This is a genomic window from Streptomyces monticola (genome assembly GCF_042665355.1).
Taxonomy (GTDB): Bacteria; Actinomycetota; Actinomycetes; order Streptomycetales; family Streptomycetaceae; genus Streptomyces; species Streptomyces monticola.
Genome location: NZ_JBHTCF010000006.1, coordinates 90,690 through 109,253 on the forward strand (window position 1 = coordinate 90,690; position 18,564 = coordinate 109,253).

Here is an 18,564-nt window from a genome sequence, read left to right on the forward strand (position 1 = left end):
GACCTCCGCCCGGACGGTCTTGCGCGGAGCGCTCAGTACGGCTCGTTCCGCTGGCCGTCCTTCGTGTACGCGTTGTAGAGCCGGCCGGGCAGCTCCTTGTCCGAACGAAGGGCGGCGAACAGTGACTTGCCCTGGTCGGGGACCATCTTGTAGCGGCCCTGGTAGTCGGGGTGTTCCACGCACGGGACCGTGACGATCCGCAGCTCGGACGGCGGGATCGAACGGGCGCTCTTCAGGAGCGAGTACAGCTCGGCCGGTGAGTCCATGCCGCCGTCGGCGGTGAGCGAGGACGTGGCCGCGTCGAGGAGCGGGTAGACCCGCGAGGGACTCGTCAGGGTGCCGGTGTCCGTGATCTTGTCGACGAGGGCCCGCATGAAGCCCTTCTGGCGCTCGATGCGCTGAAGGTCGCTGCCGTCGCTGACGCCCTGCCGGGTGCGGACGAAGACCAGGGCGTCCTTGCCCTGTACGCGCTGGCGGCCGGGCTGGAGCGTGATGCCGTACTCGGGTTCGCTGATCGGCTCGGCCACGTCCACGTCCACGCCGCCGACCGCGTCCACGACCTTCATGAAGCCGGAGAAGTCCACGACCAGGTGGTGGTCGACGCGGATACCGCTGAACTTCTCGAAGGTACGGATGGAGCAGGCCGCGCCGCCGCGTTCGTAGGCCCAGTTGAACTGCGCGTACTCGGGTTCCGTGCGGCCGCCGTCGGGGCGTACGCAGCTGGGGATGTCGACCATCATGTCGCGCGGCACGCTCGTCATGGAGGCGCGGCGGCGGTCAGCGGACAGGTGCAGGAGGATCGCCGTGTCCGCGCGTGTGGAGCCCCAGTTGGCCTGGCTGTCGGTGCCCAGGAGCAGGATGTTCCGGGCCTGGCCCGCGGGCCGTTCGGGGCGCGAGCCGTGGTCCGCGCGCAGGGCGCGGTCGGTGGCGGTGTCGGTGCGGATGTTGCTGTCGAGTTTGGCGTAGAGCAGCCAGCCCACCCCGGCCAGGGCGAGCAGGGCCGCGCCTGCGGTGATGGCGGTGCGGCGCAGGATGCGGCGGGTGCGGTCCTCAAGTGGCATGGGTGAGCAGCCCTTCGATGCCGTGGGCGAAACGTGCGGCCATGGACTCGACCGTGTAGCGCGCCGCGTCGCAGCGGCAGGCGCGGCGCAGGGCGGCCGAGAGTCGGGGGCGGGTGAGGAGTTCGGCGACGCGGTCGGCGTACTGCTCGTCGGGGGCGACGAGGGCGTTCCGTGCGTGCTCCAGGTAGCCGAACTCCGGTCCGTGATAGGGCCATGGGGTCGTGACGAGGGGGGTTTCGAGAGCGAAGGAGTCGACCGCGCACAGGCCGACCGCCCCCGGCACCAGCATCACGTCGGACACGGCACCGAGCAGCGCCTTGCCGTCGTCGTCCGCACGGCCCGCGTAGACGGCGACGGATGAGCGCTCGACCAGTTCGCGCTGGACTCCGTCACCGGCGACGAGGAGGCGGAAGCCGGGGACGCGGGCGGCGATCCGCTCGGCCGCTTCGAGCAGGAACGGGATGCGTTTGAGCTCGTCGAGCCCGCCGATGTAGAGGCCGGTGCGGCCGGGGGTCAGGCCGTAGCGCTGCCGTGCCCGGTCCTGGGCCTCGGGCGTGACGCGGCGGCGGGCGGCGACGAGGGCCGTGGTGTCCAGGGAGTTGCGTACGACGGTGATCCGCTCGGGCGGCAGGCCCGCGGTGCGCGCATAGGCGCCGCCCGTGTCGGTGTACGCGAAGAACCAGCCGGCCCGCCGGGTCAGTGCCGCCTTGGCCCACTGCGCGGAGCGGCCGTGGGCGGAGACGTGGGTGGCGCCGTGACCCCACAGGCCGATCCGCCGGGGCCGGTGGGCGAGCAGCGGGTAGAGGCGCAGATGGTGCAGGGACTGCGGCAGGACGAGGACGTCGCTTTCGCGCGCGAGTCGCCCGACCCGGTGCCAGATCAGCTCACGGCCACCGGCCCTGGCCACATGCTGGCGCAGCGGCACGGCGCCGGGGAGCGCGGGTCCCGCGGCGGCCTGCCGGACGGCGGACAGGCCGGTGGCGGCGCCGTGTGCGACCGTCAACTCCACTCCGCGACACGCGAGTTCATGGTCCAGGTGGCGCAGGAAGGGCAGCCGGTACGGGGTGAGGTAGGGCAGCAGGACCGTGGCACGGCGGGTGCTCATACCGGATCCCCAGCGGGCCTGCGCCGGGCCGCCGCACGGTCGGCGCCGCACAGGCCGGAGTAGAGGCGCTCCATTCGCTCCAGCCACACGGATTCCGCGTAGGAGCTCTCGTACACCGTGCGGCAGTGCGCCCGCAGCCCGGGGAAGCGGGCGGCGGCGGTGTGCAGCAGCCCGGCCAGGGGCTCGTCCCAGGACGCGGTCATGCCCGTGCCCTCGGCGCGGACGGCGAGCGGCACGGCGGAGCCCTCGAGGCCGAGCACCGGGACTCCGGCGGCCAGGGCCTCGCAGTACACCTGCGGCACGGCGCCTTCGTAGCAGCGGCCCGGGAAGACCAACCCCTGGTAGCGCGGCAGGAGTTGCTGCACTTCGGTGCGGGGCAGCGCACCGAGGAAGCGGACACGGGCGGGGGCGGCGGCCCGGCAGTCGGCCTCCAGGGGGCCGCTGCCGATCACGTCGAGGGGCTGGTCCGCGGGCCAGCGCCGCAGCAGGTCGAGGATGCCCTTCTCGGGGATCAGCTTGCCGACGTACACCCAGGGGGGGTCGGCGGCCCGGAGGGAACTGCCCGCGTCGGGCGCGAAGTTGGGGATCAGGGTCATCTTCCCGGCCGCGAGGCCCGCCTTCTCGTACGTGGCGCGCGCCAGCTCCGAGAGCACGATCACCCGGTCCGCGCGCCGAAGCAGCGGATCGGCCGCGGGTCCGCCCCTGTTCGCCCAGGCGAGCGGCAGGGTGGCGGGGCGCGAGTCGCGGTAGCAGCCGTGGCGCAGGCCCGCCCAGCGGTCGCCGTCGGGGCAGCGGGTGCAGGTCGCGCCGTCGCGGTAGAGGACGGCGTTCGCGCACAGGGGGCGGTAGTTGTGCAGCGTGGTGACCAGGGGGCCCGGCCAGCCGTCGGCCCAGGAGCGGCCGTAGTTGGGGAAGAGGTTGTGGACGTGCACGACGTCCGGGGCGAGGGCGCGCAGGGCGTCGAGGGGGGAGCGGCCCCGCCCGGTGGCGACGCTCGCCGCGCAGCGCAGTGCGTGCAGCGGGCGGTCCTGCACGTCGTCCGTGCCGACCGAGACGAGGTGCACGTCGTGGCCCGCGCGGCGCAGCGCCGCCACCTGGTCGACGGGCACGATGTTCTCGCCGCCCGGCACGGACATCCGGTAGAAGCTGTGGACGACCGCGATCCGCAGGGTCATGCCGCGGCCGGCCGCTGTTCGCGGAACATCACGAGGTCGCACTGGAGCATCTGGCCCGACTTCGGGTCCGTGAAGCCCGGCACGATCGACATCAGGGACATCCCGAGGGTGTGCTGCGCGAAGGCGAGTGCCTCGTTGAACAGCAGCCCGTCCGCGTACAGCGGCACGAACGACGTCTCCAGCTGCAGGCCCGCGAGTTCGTCGGCGTACTCGCCCGCGCCGCGCAGCACATGGGCCTCGTAGCCCTGCACGTCCAGCTTGAGGAAGACCCGCTCACCGGGTGCCACGACCTGCTCCCACAGCTCGTCCAGGCGCCGCACCTCGGCGCTCTGCCGGGCCACGTACTGGGCGTGCGGGGCGGCCTCGCGGTGGCGCGGCAGCATCGGCAGGACGGAGCTGCTCGCGCCGGAGTTGCCCGCGACGTTCATGACGGTGCTGCCGTTCTCGTCGCCGAGGGCGTAGGGCAGCACGCTCCAGGTGGCGTCGTCGGCGGCGGCCCGCTGCAGCTCCGCGCGCGGCCCGTCGAGCGGTTCGAAGGACACGATCCGGCCGCGGTAGCCGCTGCGCCGCAGCATGGTGCCGTAGCCGCCCGCGTGCGCGCCGACATCGAGGACCAGATCGGCCTCGAACCGCTCGATGAGCTGGACGAGTTGAGGCCCCGACCAGGTGGCGGGGTAGCGGGCGATGTCGACGCCGAAGCGCTGGGCGACGCCGCGCACCCGGTGGAGAAGGGTGGTCATGTGCGCACTCCTCTGAATCCTCTGCATGCTGCCCTGATGAACCGGGGATGGCCCCACAGGACCCGGCGCCACAGCCGGCGCGGCTCGCTGCACAGCCGGAACAGCCACTCCAGGCCGCCGTCCTGCATCCACCGCGGTGCCTGCGGCTTGTTGCCCGAGACGAAGTCGAAGGCGGCGCCGACCGCGACGTACACACACGGATGCCCGGACGCGGTGGCCGCGAGCAGGGCCGCCTCGTGGTCCTGCTTGGGGGTGCCGAGGCCGAGCCAGACGACCTGGGCGCCGCTGGCCGCGATCCGTACGGCCTGTGACCGCCGTTCCTCGTCGGTGAGTTCACGGAACGGCGGGGCCTCGGTGCCGACGATCCGGGCGCGCGGATAGCGGGCCAGGAGCTCGGCGGCGAGCCGGTCGAGGACCTCGCGCGTCGAGCCGAGCAGATAGTGCCGCAGGCCCACCTGCTGGCCGGTGCGGAAGACGTCGAGGAACAGATCGGGGCCGTAGACGCGGTCGCGGGGCAGGGTGCGGTCGCGGTGGGTGAGGCGGTTGGCCCAGACGACGCCCTGTCCGTCGGGGAGGTTCAGGGTCGCCTCGCACAGCCGGTGCTTGAGGACCGGGTCGGTGTCGGCGACGGCCAGCGAGTACGCGTTCAAGAGGTGGACGTCCGCGGTGACACCGGAGACGGCCAGGCGGACGACGGCGGCCGCGGCCTGTGCGGGTGTGATCGCGGCGATCGGGACGCCCGCGCAGGGCACGGTCGCGGCGGCGACGGCGGCGCCGGTGAGCGGGGCGACCGGCCCCGGGGCCGGGTCCGGCGGGCTTGTGATCGTCACGGTGCTCAGCCCCTCGCCAGGTCGGCGGCCGTGCGGGAGCGGCGGGCCGCGGTCCGCGGGCTGCGCGGGTGGGCCACCTTGGCCACCCTGGGCCGTGCGGGACGCCGGCCGCCCGCGGGTGCGTACACCCGGACCTTCAGGAGGCCCCAGACCCCGGCGACCATCGCCAGCATCAGCGGGGTCACGGCCATCGGGCCCATCACTCCGCGGTGCACGAGCACCCCGGTGAGCACCCCCGCGAACGCCACCGCGCCGAGGACCACGGCGGCGCCCGGCACGGTGAAGCCGAGGCGGCGCAGCCGGTGGGCGACATGGTCGGTGCCGCCGATGAAGACCGGGCGGCGGGCGCGGCGGCGGGAGAGCAGCACCAGGGCGGTGTCGGCGGTGACGACCACGGTGAGGGCGAACAGGCCGACCGCGCTGGGCAGCGCGTCGTGCCCGGTGTGCACGAGCACCGCCGCCGAGGCGAGGACGAAGCCGGTGAACAGCGAGCCGCAGTCGCCGAGGAAGATCCGGGCGGGGTGCCAGTTCTGGGTGAGGAAGCCGGTGAGCGCGGCGGCCAGGACGCACAGCAGCAGGGCCAGGCTTGCGCGGCCCTCGGCGGCGGCGCAGAGCGCGAGACCGAGGGCGGTGACGACGCCGACGGTGCTCATCGCGCCGTCCGAATTGTCAAGGAGATTGAAGGAGTTGGTGATCAGGACGATCCAGCCGACGGCGAGGACCGCGGCCGCGACGGAGAGCCCGCTGCCGTACACGACGGTGATCGCGGCGCCGGTCTCGACGGCCAGGCGTGGCCGGGCGCCGAGCGGCTTGAGGTCGTCGACGAGGCCGATCAGGGCGACCGCGCCGGCGGCGGCGAGGAGCGGTGCGATGCCGGGGCCGAGCGGCGCGTAGCCGGTGCAGACCACGGTGACGGTGCCCGCGACGACCGCGACGCCACCGAGGTGCGGGGTGGGCCGGGTGTGCGCCTTGCGGACGGCGGGGCGGTCGACGAGTCCGGCGCGCAGGGCGAGTTTGCGGACGAAGCCGGTGAGCACGGCGGTCATGAGCAGGGCCGCGACGGCGGCCACGATGCCGTAGAGCATGGGGTCCTTCCGTCAGACCCTGGGGTGCGCGGTCAGTTGGGGGGTGTCCTGGGCGCGGGGCTGCCCCGGCAGGGCGGCCTGTTCCGCGCGGGCCTCGGCGATGGACGCGTCGAGGATGTCGTCGAGGCCGCGCCGTGGCGCCCAGCCGGTGAGTTCGCGCAGGCGCGTGGTGTCGGGAAGGCGGCGCTCGATGTCCTCGAAGTCGCCCGCTCCGGCGCCGTACACCTGGTCGTAGGGGACCAGGACCACAGGTGACGCGCTGCCCGCGCGGGCCACGACGCGGGCGGCGAGTCCGGCGATGGAGATCTCGTCCTCCGTGCCGACGTTGAAGATCCGGCCGTCGGCGCCGGGGTGGGCGAGCAGCCGCAGGAGCGCGTCGACGACATCGGCGACATGGGCGAAGCAGCGGCGCTGACGTCCGTCGCCGTGCACGGTGAGCGGCTCGCCCGCGACGGCCTGGCGGACCAGACGCGGGATGACCATGCCGTACGCCGGTGACTGGCGCGGGCCGACGGTGTTGAAGAGCCGGGCCACCGTCACGGGCAGACCGAACTCGCGGTGGTGGGCGAGTGCGAGGATCTCGTCGACGGCCTTGGCCGTGGAGTACGACCAGCGGGCCACGCTGGTGGCGCCGAGCACCCGGTCACAGCCCTCGGTGAGCGGGCCCGGGTTCTTGCCGTAGATCTCCGATGTGGAGGCGAGCAGGACGCGGCGGCCGTGGCGGTGTGCGGCGGCGATGACGTTCTCCGTGCCGCGCACATTCGTCGTGAAGGACTTCAGCGGCTGCTCGACGATGAGGCGGACGCCGACGGCGGCCGCGAGATGCACCACCGTGTCGCAGCGCCCGGTCAGCTCCTCCACGAGCCGCTCGTCGAGCACCGAGCCGCGGACGAACCGGAGCCGTGGGTTCGACCAGGCGGCGGCGAGATTCGCCTTGTCGCCGGTGGAGAGGTCGTCGAGCACGACGACCGATTCGCCCTGGCCGAGCAGCGCTTCCACGAGGTGCGAACCGATGAAGCCGGCGCCGCCGGTGATCAAGTAGGTGGATGCCATAGCTGCCCGTTCTGTTGCGGTATCGGGGTGATGCGGGGCGGGCGCACCAGGACCAAGCCACCAACAAGCTAGTTCCCTATGTCCAAATATGTCGCGAATAACACGATTCACTTCTCATCGAACGAGGACACGAGGGCAGCGCATGGGAACAGCACACGTCGTGGTGGTCGGCCTCGGCTACGTCGGACTTCCGCTGGCCGTACGGTCCGCGGAAGCCGGCTTCCGGGTGACCGGCCTCGACATCGACGAGCAGCGCGTCAAACGCCTCGGCGCCGGCGACTCCTACGTCGAGGACATCTCCTCCGACCGGCTCCTCACCGCCCTCGACAGCGGCCGCCTGCGGGTGAGCCGCGACCCGGCCGAAGCCACCGGGTTCGACATCTGCGTGATCACCGTGCCGACGCCGCTGCGCGACGGCGCCCCCGATCTGTCCCACATCGAGAGCGCGGGCCGCGCCGTCGCCCCGCAGCTGAGCCCCGGAGCCACCGTCGTCCTGGAGTCCACCAGCTACCCCGGCACCACCGACGAGGTGCTGCGCCCCCTGCTCGAAGCGGGCAGCGGCCTTCGCGCGGGCCAGGACTTCCACCTCGGCTACAGCCCCGAGCGGATCGACCCCGGCAACCCGCACTGGCACCTGGAGAACACCCCCAAGGTGGTCTCCGGCATCGACGACGCCTCACTCGAAGCCGTCGAGGCCTTCTACGACCGTCTCGTGCACCGCACCGTGCCGGTCTCCACACCGCGCACCGCCGAGCTCACCAAGCTCCTGGAGAACACCTTCAGACAGGTCAACATCGCCCTCGTCAACGAGCTGGCGATGTGCGCACGGCCGCTCGGCGTCGACATCTGGGAGGCCGTCGAGGCCGCCGCCACCAAGCCCTTCGGCTTCATGCCCTTCTACCCGGGGCCCGGCGTCGGCGGCCACTGCCTGCCCGTCGATCCCTCGTACCTCTCCTGGCAGGTACGCCGCCAGCTCCGGCACGACGTCCGCTTCGTCTCCCTCGCCCAGGAGATCAACGAGCACATGCCCGAACACGTGGTGGACCGCGTCGAGGCGGGCATCGGCCGCGAACTGGCCGGCGCCCGGCTGCTCGTCCTCGGCCTGGCGTACAAGCGCAACACCGGGGACGTGCGCGAGTCCCCGGCCGTCACCGTGGCCGGGCTCCTGCTCGCGCGCGGCGCCCGGGTACGCGCCGTGGAGCCCTACGCCGACCCGCGCGAACTGCCCGCCGACGTGCTCTGCGTCGAACTGACCGCCGACGAGCTGCGCGCCGCCGACGGCGTGGTGATCACCACCGACCATGACTCCTTCGACTACGACCTGGTCGCACACGAGGCGTCGTACGTCCTCGACACCCGTAACCGCTGCCGCGCCGCGCACATCGACCGGCTCTGACGGGTTGCGCCCGAGTGAGTCCCCGGAGAGGCCCGACGGGACCGGGAGTGAGCAAGGCAGGTACTCAGGGTTGCCTGAGCGACACAGATCACCGCACCCCTGGCTACAGTGCGGCCCCATAAGTGGGTAGTCTCAGACGGACTGCATAAGTTACCGCTTAGTAATGCCGTTAGTAATGCCCGCTCTCGCAGGTTCGAGGAGCCCGCCCATGCAACTCGCCGCGATCATTGTGTCGCTGGTCCTCATCGCGGTCGGCGTCGCGTTGTTCGGCCGTGCCATCCTGCAGATCTACCACTTCATGCGGCTCGGCCAGCCCGTGCCCGCAGGTACCAGGACGGACGCCCCCGCCCAGCGCACACTCACCGTGGTCAGGGAGTTCCTCGGCCACACCCGGATGAACAGGTGGGGCATCGTCGGTGTGGCGCACTGGTTCGTGGCGGTGGGCTTCTTCTCACTGCTGCTGACGATCGTCAACGCCATCGGCCAGCTCTTCAAGGCCGACTGGCTGCTTCCGGTCATCGGCGACTGGGCGCCGTACAACGTCTTCGTCGAGTTCCTCGGCACGATGACGGTGCTCGGCATCCTGACCCTGATCGTCATCCGGCAGCTGAACCGGCCGGGCCGCCCGGGGCGCAAGTCCCGCTTCGCGGGCTCCAACACCGGACAGGCGTACTTCGTCGAGGCCGTCATCCTCATCGTCGGCGTCTGCATCTTCATGCTGCACGCGCTCGAGGGCGCCCAGCACCATGTGGACGGTTACGAGGCCTCGTTCTTCATCTCGTACCCGGTGGTCTCGGCGCTCGAGGGCCTCGACCTCGCCACGCTGCAGAACCTCACGTACTTCTTCGCAGGCCTGAAGATCGCGACGTCCTTCATCTGGATGATCACCGTCGCCCTGAAGACCGACATGGGTGTCGCCTGGCACCGCTTCCTCGCCTTCCCCAACATCTGGTTCAAGCGCGAGGCCGAGGGCGGCACCGCGCTCGGCGCGCTCCTTCCGATGACCAGCGGCGGCAAGGCGATCGACTTCGAGGACCCGGGCGAGGACGACACCTTCGGCGTCAGCCAGGTCGAGCAGTTCTCCTGGAAGGGCCTGCTCGACTTCTCCACCTGCACCGAGTGCGGCCGCTGCCAGTCGCAGTGCCCCGCCTGGAACACCGGCAAGCCGCTCTCCCCGAAGCTGCTGATCATGTCGCTCCGGGACCACGCGCACGCCAAGGCGCCGTATCTCCTCGCGGGCGGCGGCAAGGACATGGAGGGCAACGAGAAGGCTTCGGCCGAGCAGCTCGCCGATGTGCCCGCCGCCGCGCTCGCCGAGGCCGAGCGCCCCCTGATCGGCACCCTCGAAGAGAACGGCGTCATCGACCCGGACGTCCTGTGGTCCTGCACCACCTGCGGCGCCTGTGTCGAGCAGTGCCCGGTCGACATCGAGCACATCGACCACATCGTCGACATGCGCCGCTACCAGGTGATGATCGAGTCCGCGTTCCCGTCCGAGGCGGGCACGATGCTCAAGAACCTGGAGAAGAAGGGCAACCCCTGGGGCCTCGCCAAGAAGCAGCGCCTGGAGTGGACCAAGGAGGTCGACTTCGAGGTGCCGGTCGTCGGCAAGACGATCGACGACCTCACCGAGGTCGAGTACCTCTACTGGGTCGGCTGCGCGGGCGCCCTCGAGGACCGGGCCAAGAAGACCACCAAGGCCTTCGCTGAGCTGCTGCACATCGCGGGCGTCAAGTTCGCGATCATGGGCGGCGACGAGAAGTGCACCGGTGACTCGGCACGGCGCCTCGGCAACGAGCCGCTGTTCCAGGAACTCGGCATGGAGAACGTCGCGACCCTGAACGCCGCCTTCGGCGAGGACGACGAGGACGAGTCGACCAAGAAGCCGAAGACCGCGAAGAAGATCGTCGCGACCTGCCCGCACTGCCTCAACACCCTGGGCAACGAGTACCCGCAGCTCGGCGGCGACTACGAAGTCATCCACCACACCCAGCTGCTCCAGCACCTCATCGACGAGGGCAAGCTGATCCCGGTCACCCCGGTCGAGGGCCTGATCACCTATCACGACCCCTGCTACCTGGGCCGCCACAACAAGATCTACACGCCGCCGCGCGAGATCATCGGCAAGGTCCCGGGCCTCCGCAACGAGGAGATGCACCGCCACAAGGAGCGCGGCTTCTGCTGTGGCGCCGGCGGTGCGCGGATGTGGATGGAGGAGCGGATCGGCAAGCGCATCAACACCGAGCGCGTGGACGAAGCCCTTTCGCTGAACCCGGACATCGTGTCGACGGCCTGCCCGTTCTGCCTCGTGATGCTCACGGACTCCGTGAACGGCAAGAAGAACGACGGCAAGGCCAAGGAGTCCCTGCAGGTCGTGGATGTCGCCCAGCTGCTGCTCGACTCGGTCAGGACCCCGGTGGACCCGGCCGGTTCCGAGGAGACGGCGGGCGAGCCGGAGCCCGAGCCGGTGAAGTAGTACCTGCGCACACCGACTGAGGGGGCCGCCCCGTGACGGCCCCCTCAGTCAGTTCTCGGCCCCCCCTGAAACCGGGCCGGTTCAGCTGTGTTCGGCTGTGTTCAGCTGTTTTGAGCTGTTTTGAGCTGCGTTCAGCTGTCGGTGCGGTGAGCGGCTCAGCCGTTCGTGCCGCGGCGCAGGATCGCGAAGCCCAGGCCCGCCGCGCCCAGAGCGGCCATGCCGCCGCCGGCCGCGACCATCGGGGCGCTGCCCGTGGTCCGCTCCGCGGTGGCCTCGGCACCCTCGGCACCGGCCTTCACGCCGCCCTGCGGAGCCGCGATCTTCTTGTCACTCGCTGTGGAGACCCGCTTGCCGCCCTTGACGGAGTACTTCTCGATCAGCTTGCCGCCGAAGTCGTAGACCCAGGTGCAGCCGCTGCGGCCGTCGACGACCACGAACTTGTGCAGATGGCCGCTGCGGTCGATCTTGTACGTCCAGCCGTCGTTGACGGTGGTCATCTTGGTGCGGTCGAGCGTGCCCAGGACGTTTCCGTTCGGCATGGAGATCTCGATGCGCGGGCCGTCCATCAGCCGGGCGATCCGGCCGTCGGGCATCGTCACCTTCACGGCGGACGCGGCGGACCGCTTCTTGTCCTTGCCCTTGCCCGTCCCCTTGCCGCCGTCGGTCCAGGACTTCACCGTGGCGTCGGGGCTGACGGTGATGTGCAGGCCGTTGTTCTCGCCGTGCGCGGGCTTGCCGCCCTCGGAGACCAGGGTGTCGAGCTTGCTGCCGTCGGCCCAGATCTCGGCCTCGACGCGGTCCGCGGACACCTTGTAGACCTTGGCCACCGAGCCGTCTTCCAGCCTGGTCGTGCCGATGAACTCACGGACGGTGCCGGGCTTGGCGGGCCTGGCGGGGTTCGAGGACTCCGCGGGCGGCGTGGGCTTCGGCTTCGCGGACTGCGCAGGCGGCGTGGGCTTGGCGGGCTGCGTGGGCGCTCCGGTGGCCGGAGCGTCGGACGGAGCCGTGGACGGAGTGGCGGAGGGAGCGGCGGACGCGTCGGCGAACGCGGCACCGGCCGGGAGGGCGAAGGCGGCGACGGCCCCCGTCGCGATCGCGGCGGTACGGATGGTGCGTCGGGTGGCGCGCATGCTGTGTCCCTCGTCGTCACTCGTGGTCTGCGGTGCTGATGCGGTGCTGATGACTACGAAGTTAGGAGGGCGATGTCTGCGTAACCGGTAAGGAATGTAACGACCGGCCTCAGCCTTGCCAGCGAGATCGTAAAGCGCTTCACATTTCCAGCAATCACCAACACTCAGCGACATCACGGACACTCAGCGCCGTAATCGGGATCCGTCCGTTGCCTTCGGCGCCTTATCTCCGGAACGCGCCCACAGCATCATGGGGAGGTTGATTCGAGCGGTACGGATGGGGTGGGCGGGTCGTGCGGATACGGGTCGTGGACGCGGTCGTGATCGTACGGAGACGGGCGGCGGCGATGGGGGTGACCGTGGCCGGCTGCGCACTGCTGCTCACGGCCACGGCCTGCGGGGGCCCGGCCGACGACGACCGCGGCGGTGCGGACCGGCGGCCGGCGCCCCGGGCCGACAAGGCGGCGGCCGTGCCGCTGCTGCCCGTGCCGCGGGGCGACGGCGACCGTGGCGCCGCACGGGGCGACGACTTCAACGGTGACGGGCTGCGCGATCTCGTCCTGGACGACCTGGTGCACGACAGTCACGGCGACGACGCGGGCATCGGCGTGGTGTACGGGGCGCCTCGTGGCCCGAAGAGCGGCGCGGAGGGCGGCGCGGAGGGCGGCGCTGAAGGCGGCGCTGAGGGCGGCGCTGAAGGCGGGGCGAAGGACGGGGCGAAGAGCTCGGCGAAGGGCTCGGCGCAGAACGGGCGCGCCGTCGACGTGCGCACCCGGCAGCTGCTCAGCCCCGCGAAGCAGGCCGCGCCCACCAAGGGCGAGCTGCCCGCGGCCTTCGACTCGGCGGCCCGCTGCGACCTCGACAAGGACGGCTTCACGGATCTGGTGGTCGCCACCGACCCGCCGTACAACGGCATCGGCCGGCCCCCCGTACCGCTGCAGATCCTCTTCGGCTCCCCGGCCGGCCTGACCGGCAAGGCCGTCAAGCTGGCGATCCCGGCGGGCGCCAGGGACGGCAACGAGTGGCCCGACCAGCCGGTGTGCGGGGACTTCGACGGCGACGGGGCGCAGGACCTGGTCGTCCACGCCAGCAACGCCCAGGTCAGCTTTCTGCGCGGCCCGTTCACCGAGCGCGGCGCCCCGCGCTCCGGCAAGGTGCTCAAGGCCCCGGGCACGGTGCCGCGCGGCCCCGCGGTGGACGTGAACCGCGACGGGTACGACGACCTCCTGGTGCGCGCCGGCGGCGGCACGTCCCGCAGCAGCCTGGTGCTCGGCGGACCCGCGGGGCCGACCCGTACGGCGGTGGTGCTCCCCGCGGGCCAGGGCCTGGCGTTCGGCCGGTTCGACGGGGGCGCCGCCCTGGACGCCGCCATCGCCACGAAGACCGGCATCGCCCTGCGCTACGACGTGCCGGGCACCCGCCGCGCCACCCTCGACGCGCCCGCCGGCCCCGCCCTCACGGTGGAGTCCGGTGACTTCGACGGCGACGGGCGGAGCGAACTCGTCGTGGGCGGACGGGAGTTGACGGTCCACGAGGGGCGCCGTGAGGGCCTGGCACGCTCCGCCTCGACCACCCTGTCCCCCGCCGCGAAGGGAACTTCGGAAGTGATCACGGCCGGCGACTTCGACGGCGACGGCATGGACGATCTGGTCGTACGGACGCACAAGGGCGAGACCGAGGACGAAGTGGCCCTCTACCGGGGCACACGCACCGGGCTCGCCCGCAGCCCCGAACTCACCTTCTCCACTTCGGCGTTCGTGACGGGGACGCGATGAGGCGCACCGCGCCGGACCCACTTGCCGGGGTTCGCTGAGGCGTCACCCGCGCACAACCCTTCGTACACCTCACGAGTCACACCCCCGGAAGCCTGCCCCCCCACGTCCGGACTCCGGGAGTTCCTCTTGCGCGCCAAGTCCCTTGCCGTCGCGGCGACCGTGGCGGCCCTCGCCGCCACGGGCCTGACCCTGCCCCTCGCGGGCACCGCCGCCGCGGCCACCGCCCTGCGCGACGACTTCAACGGCGACGGTTACCGCGACCTGGCCATCGGCACGCCGAAGGCGAACGCCGTGACGGTCACCTTCGGCTCGGCCTCCGGCGTCTCCCCGTCCCGCTCCGTGACCGTCACCCAGGACACGGCCGAGGTGCCCGGGGTCACCGAGGCGGGCGACGAGTTCGGCGAGAACGTCACCAGCGCGGATGTGAACGGCGACGGGTTCGCGGATCTGATCGTCGGCGCGCCCGGCGAGAAGGTCGACGGCAAGCCCGACGGGTCGATGACGCTCGTGTGGGGGTCGTCCGGCGGCTTCACCAAGGGCGGCATGGTCCTCAACGCCCCCACGGCAGAGGACATCCGCTTCGGCGAGGGCGCCTCCTTCATCGACCTCGACGGCGACGGCTACGGCAACCTCGTCGTCGTCGGCGCCAACCGCTTCTGGTGGTACGCCGACGGGGTTCCGGACGGCGGCGCGATCGGCCTGGAGGGCGAGGGCCTGCCGGCCGGCGTCCGCCTCGAAGGCGTCACCGGCGCCGACTTCACCGACAGCGGCAACGGCGGGCAGTACGCCGTGTACGGCAAGCGCGCCGACGGCGGCGGCTATCTGGCGCTCGTCCCCGGCGGCCCCGGCGACGTGGGCCACGGCCTGCGCGTCCTCGCCGCGGGCCCGGACCGCCGCGCCGCCTCCGAAACGGCGGCCACCGGCGATGTGAACGGCGACGGCTACCCGGACCTCGTCACCGGCAACCGCGCGCACAACCTCGTCACCGTCTGGTACGGCAGCTCCCAGGGCCTGGGCGAGGCCCGCGGCGACGAGACGTACACCCAGGACGAGCCGGGCGTGCCCGGCACCACCGAGCCCGGCGACGGCTTCGGCGCCTCGGTGAGCGTCGGCGACGTGGACGGCGACGGCGCGGCCGACGTCGCCGTGGGCGCTCCCGGCGAGACCGTGGGCAGCACCACGCGCGTGGGCAACGTCGTCCTCCTGAAGGGTCACAAGACCGGCACCAGCGGCCTGGGCGCGGGCACGTCGTGGCACCAGGGCACCGCGGGCGTGCCCGGCACCCCGGAGGCGGACGACCACTTCGGCTCCACGGTCCGCCTCAAGGACATCAACAGGAACGGTCGCGCCGACCTCGCGACGGCCGCGATCGGCGAGGACATCTCCACAGCTGTGGACGCGGGCGCCGTCTGGGTCCTGCGCGGCACGGCCACCGGCCTCACCACGTCGTACGCCACGTCCTTCAACGGCTCGGACTTCGGCATCGGCGGCGCGGGCCGCGGCTTCGGCGACGTACTGCGCTAACTCCCCTTTTCCGTACGCGAATTGGAGACAGCATGACCAGGAAGACGCTGCTGGCGGCGGCCGTCTGCGCCACCGTCGCCGTCCTCGGCCCGACCGCTCCCAGCGCCGGTGCGGCGCCTGCCGCCGCACCCGCCGCCGCACCCGCCGGCCCGAAGGGCGACTTCAACGGCGACGGCTACGCGGACCTCGCGGTCGGCGTGCCCGACGCGACCGCGGGCGGCAAGGCGAAGGCCGGGTACGTCAGCGTGGTGTGGGGCAGCGCCGACGGCCTCGACCCGGTCGCGTCGGATGTCGTCACCCAGGCCCTGCCCGGCGTCCCCGGCACCCCCGAGGCCGACGACCGCTTCGGCACCGCCGTCGAGGCCGCCGACCTCGACGCGGACGGCTACAGCGATCTGATCGTGGGCACCCCCGGCGAGTCCCTGACGGACACGCCGACCCGCAACGAGGGCACCGTCTCCGTCATCTGGGGCACGGCGACCGGCTTCTCCCGCGGCGGGCTCACCGCCGCGAAGGGCGCCGACGAGTTCGCCGCCATCGGCCGCACCCTGACCAGCGGCGACTACGACGCCGACGGCGACCGGGACCTGGCGCTCGGCGCGGCGGGCGAGGAGGGCGGCTCGCTGCGGCTGCGGCCGGGCCCGTTCACCGCCGGCTCGCCCACGTCCACCTCCGCGATCCGCTCCTTCGGCATGGGCGGCGGCGCCCGCGCCCTGGCCAGCGGTGACTTCGACGGCGACGGCACCGACGACCTCGCGGCGACCTGGTCGGCCATGGAGGACGCGGGCACCGTCATCTACCGCTGGGGCGCGGACGGCAAGCCGGCGCGGCACTGGTCGGACCCCGACTCCGGCGCCGCCCTCGCGGCCGGTGACTTCGACGGGGACGGCCCCGACGACCTGGCCGTCGGCCTCGTGCGCCCCAACCCCGAGGCGGACAGCACCCATTGCGCGGACCGGCTCGGCGGCGCGGTCCTGATGATGTACGGCGCACGCCTGGACGGCTTCGGCCGGCACCACCAGTGCGTCACCCAGAACACTCCCGGGGTGCCCGGCACCGCGGAGACCGAGGACGACTTCGGGGCGGCGCTCGCGGCCGGTGACATCGACGGCGACACCTTCGACGACCTGGTGGCCGGCACCGGCCGCGAGGCGGTCGGCAGCCTCAAGGAGGCGGGCTCGCTCACGTATCTGTTCGGCGCGGCCGACGGCCAGGTGCAGCGGCCCTTCTCCCTCACGCAGAACTCCGCGGGCATCCCCGGTACGGCGGAGGCGGGCGACCGCTTCGGCGCCGCGCTCGCCTCGGCCGACTACAGCCGCGACGGACTGCACGACGTGGCCGCGGGCGCACCCGGCGAGAACGCCCCCACCGGCGGCGTCTGGTACCTGCAGGGCGCGACGGGCACCCCGGCCGTGTCGCGCGCCATCACCCCGGCGAAGCTGGAGATCACCGGCGCCTTCGCCTACGGATCGGTGCTGGGCAGGTAATTCCTGGTACGGCTGAATCCCTTACGGATCGATGCCGGGCAGGTACATCCCTGGTACGGCTGAATCCCTTACGGATCGGTGCCGGGCAGGTACATCCCTGGTACGGCTGAATCCCTTACGGATCGGTGCCGGGCAGGTACATCCCTGGTACGGCTGAATCCCTTGTGCGGCGCGGCTGTTGTCCGATCGCAACCGCCGCGCCGCAACCGTGCGAACGTACGCCGTGATCTTTGTTGCCATGAGGTCCACAAGGTCCACGAGGTCCATAAGGCGTACGAAGGGTGCAGGGCGCACGGGGCGTACGGCACTGTGCGGGGCGGTCTGCGGGGCGCTCCTGCTCACCGGGTGCACGGGCAGCGACCGGCCGCCGCCCTCCGACGTGCCGTCCACCCACCCCCCGTACACCAGCAGGCCGATCCCCGCGGGCAAGGGCAGCACCCTGCCCGACGACCTCAACGGCGACGGCCGCCCGGAGCTGCAGCTGCACGCGGGCGACAAGGACGCCCTGGTCCCCACCCATGTCGCCTTCCTCTACGGCACCGGCAAGGGCCCGGACCCGAAGACCCGCACGATCCTCGACGCCGCCGGTCTCGGCCTGCCCACCCGCCGCGTCTTCCACGACGAGTACACCCCCCGTACCTCCCTGACCGCGCCCGTGAAGACCGCCGACCTGGACGGCGACGGCTACGCCGACGTGGCCACCACCCGCGACCGCACCCCCGACGACACCGCGGGCACCGGCACGAGCCGCACCGAGGCGTACATCAGCTGGGGCACCCCCAAGGGCCCGCGCCCCGGCCGCAGGGCCACCCGTGTCCGGCTCGGCGGCCATCGCATCAGTCCCGAAAGCGGCCTGGAACGGGGCGACTTCAACGGCGACGGCAAGCACGACCTGCTCGCGTCCGGTGCGGGCCGCGACGGCACCGCGGACCGCTTCTTCGTCCTCTACGGCCCCTTCTCCCGCGCCGGCGAGCCCGCGAGGGTGACCGAGCACAAGGGGATGCGGGAGGAGGGCCTGTACGTCGACGAGATCGCACCGGGCCGCGCCACCGGCGTCGTGGCCGCCTCCTGCCACACCGGAAGCAAGGACTCCGGCCTGCTGTTCGGCGCGGGCCCCGCGGGCCTCGGCCCGCCCCGTGAGATCCCCGCGGGCAGCCTGCCGGCCTGGGGCGATTTCGACGGCGACCCCGGCCGCGAAGTGGCCGTCGCCAACGACCCGACGTGCGACTTCTACGTGGAGGAGGAGTCCGGGCCCGAGTGGGAGCCGCCGCCCGGCGCCGCGACCACCGTCAAGATCCTGGACGGCACCCGGGTCGCCCGTACGGTCAGGATCCCCAAGGCCGCCGCCCCCATGGACGCGGGCCGCCTGGACGGCACGGGCCCCGAGGAACTCCTCATCGGACACGGCGACCCGGAGGACGAGATGGAGGACCCGGCATCGCCCGAGTCACTCGGTGTGACACTCCTCTCCGCCACCCGCGCCCCGCGCGCGCTCCCGCACATCCCCCGCAACACCACACCCCACGCGATCCGGGACTTCGACGGTGACGGCCGCGAGGAGGTGGTCTTCGTGAGGGGAGCGCTGATGCAGGGCGCGAAGCTCTACGTCACCGAGGGCACATCCCCCACGGACCGGCCCGCTTTCCTGGGGACCGTCCCCTAGGGGTTGTCACAGCTCGGCAGCAAACCGTCCTCATTGCGACGGGCGTCACACACCACTCTCCGAG

14 protein-coding genes are annotated in these 18,564 nt (G+C 72.2%); 6 read left to right on the forward strand and 8 right to left on the reverse strand.

Annotated features, from left to right (window positions below):
* Nucleotides 1-32: 32 nt before the first annotated feature.
* The 7 genes from ACFQVC_RS16340 to ACFQVC_RS16370 are packed head-to-tail and all read right to left on the reverse strand — an operon-like array spanning nucleotide 33 to nucleotide 7,049.
* Nucleotides 33-1,061 carry an LCP family protein gene (locus ACFQVC_RS16340; protein WP_381831154.1) on the reverse strand — a complete coding sequence of 343 codons (1,029 nt, stop codon included), beginning with the start codon at nucleotides 1,059-1,061 and terminating at the stop codon, nucleotides 33-35.
* Nucleotides 1,051-2,166: a glycosyltransferase family 4 protein gene (locus tag ACFQVC_RS16345; protein ID WP_381831155.1), complete on the reverse strand. Its 1,116-nt coding sequence runs from the start codon at nucleotides 2,164-2,166 to the stop codon at nucleotides 1,051-1,053. The genes ACFQVC_RS16340 and ACFQVC_RS16345 overlap by 11 nt, the downstream gene beginning before the upstream one ends.
* The gene (locus tag ACFQVC_RS16350; RefSeq protein ID WP_381831156.1) at nucleotides 2,163-3,341 is read right to left on the reverse strand and encodes a glycosyltransferase family 4 protein; all 1,179 of its coding nucleotides are present in this window, start codon (nucleotides 3,339-3,341) and stop codon (nucleotides 2,163-2,165) included. Before ACFQVC_RS16350 ends, ACFQVC_RS16345 begins: the two co-directional genes overlap by 4 nt.
* Entirely contained in the window at nucleotides 3,338-4,081 is a 744-nt protein-coding gene (locus ACFQVC_RS16355) for an FkbM family methyltransferase (protein WP_381831157.1), read from the reverse strand. Before ACFQVC_RS16355 ends, ACFQVC_RS16350 begins: the two co-directional genes overlap by 4 nt.
* Complete coding sequence (locus ACFQVC_RS16360; RefSeq protein ID WP_381831158.1) at nucleotides 4,078-4,911, reverse strand: WecB/TagA/CpsF family glycosyltransferase; 834 nt, start codon at nucleotides 4,909-4,911, stop codon at nucleotides 4,078-4,080. The genes ACFQVC_RS16355 and ACFQVC_RS16360 overlap by 4 nt, the downstream gene beginning before the upstream one ends.
* 5 nt (nucleotides 4,912-4,916) lie before the next feature.
* Complete coding sequence (locus ACFQVC_RS16365) at nucleotides 4,917-5,996, reverse strand: MraY family glycosyltransferase (protein ID WP_381831159.1); 1,080 nt, start codon at nucleotides 5,994-5,996, stop codon at nucleotides 4,917-4,919.
* 12 nt (nucleotides 5,997-6,008) lie between these two features.
* Nucleotides 6,009-7,049 (reverse strand): NAD-dependent epimerase/dehydratase family protein, encoded by a 1,041-nt coding sequence (locus ACFQVC_RS16370; RefSeq protein WP_381831160.1) that lies wholly within the window; start codon nucleotides 7,047-7,049, stop codon nucleotides 6,009-6,011.
* Nucleotides 7,050-7,191: 142 nt separating this feature from the next.
* On the opposite strand from ACFQVC_RS16370, the gene ACFQVC_RS16375 reads away from it, so the two are divergent.
* Nucleotides 7,192-8,445, forward strand: coding sequence for a nucleotide sugar dehydrogenase (locus tag ACFQVC_RS16375; RefSeq protein ID WP_381831161.1), 1,254 nt, complete (start codon nucleotides 7,192-7,194; stop codon nucleotides 8,443-8,445).
* Between the two features lie 208 nt (nucleotides 8,446-8,653).
* The gene (locus ACFQVC_RS16380) at nucleotides 8,654-10,921 is read left to right on the forward strand and encodes a (Fe-S)-binding protein (protein WP_381831162.1); all 2,268 of its coding nucleotides are present in this window, start codon (nucleotides 8,654-8,656) and stop codon (nucleotides 10,919-10,921) included.
* Nucleotides 10,922-11,076: 155 nt separating this feature from the next.
* Here the strand turns inward: ACFQVC_RS16380 and ACFQVC_RS16385 are convergent, their stop codons facing one another.
* Complete coding sequence (locus ACFQVC_RS16385) at nucleotides 11,077-12,051, reverse strand: hypothetical protein (RefSeq protein WP_381831163.1); 975 nt, start codon at nucleotides 12,049-12,051, stop codon at nucleotides 11,077-11,079.
* A gap of 320 nt (nucleotides 12,052-12,371) precedes the next feature.
* Here ACFQVC_RS16385 and ACFQVC_RS16390 point away from each other — a divergent pair, with 320 nt between their 5' ends.
* The 4 genes from ACFQVC_RS16390 to ACFQVC_RS16405 all read left to right on the forward strand — a co-directional run bounded on the left by ACFQVC_RS16390 (nucleotide 12,372) and on the right by ACFQVC_RS16405 (nucleotide 18,500).
* Nucleotides 12,372-13,826: an FG-GAP repeat domain-containing protein gene (locus ACFQVC_RS16390; protein ID WP_381831164.1), complete on the forward strand. Its 1,455-nt coding sequence runs from the start codon at nucleotides 12,372-12,374 to the stop codon at nucleotides 13,824-13,826.
* A gap of 126 nt (nucleotides 13,827-13,952) precedes the next feature.
* Entirely contained in the window at nucleotides 13,953-15,350 is a 1,398-nt protein-coding gene (locus tag ACFQVC_RS16395; protein WP_381831165.1) for an FG-GAP repeat protein, read from the forward strand.
* 32 nt (nucleotides 15,351-15,382) lie between these two features.
* On the forward strand, nucleotides 15,383-16,837 hold the full coding sequence (locus ACFQVC_RS16400) for an FG-GAP and VCBS repeat-containing protein (RefSeq protein WP_381831166.1): 1,455 nt from the start codon (nucleotides 15,383-15,385) through the stop codon (nucleotides 16,835-16,837).
* 238 nt (nucleotides 16,838-17,075) lie between these two features.
* Nucleotides 17,076-18,500 carry an FG-GAP repeat domain-containing protein gene (locus ACFQVC_RS16405; RefSeq protein WP_381831167.1) on the forward strand — a complete coding sequence of 475 codons (1,425 nt, stop codon included), beginning with the start codon at nucleotides 17,076-17,078 and terminating at the stop codon, nucleotides 18,498-18,500.
* Nucleotides 18,501-18,564 lie beyond the last annotated feature (64 nt).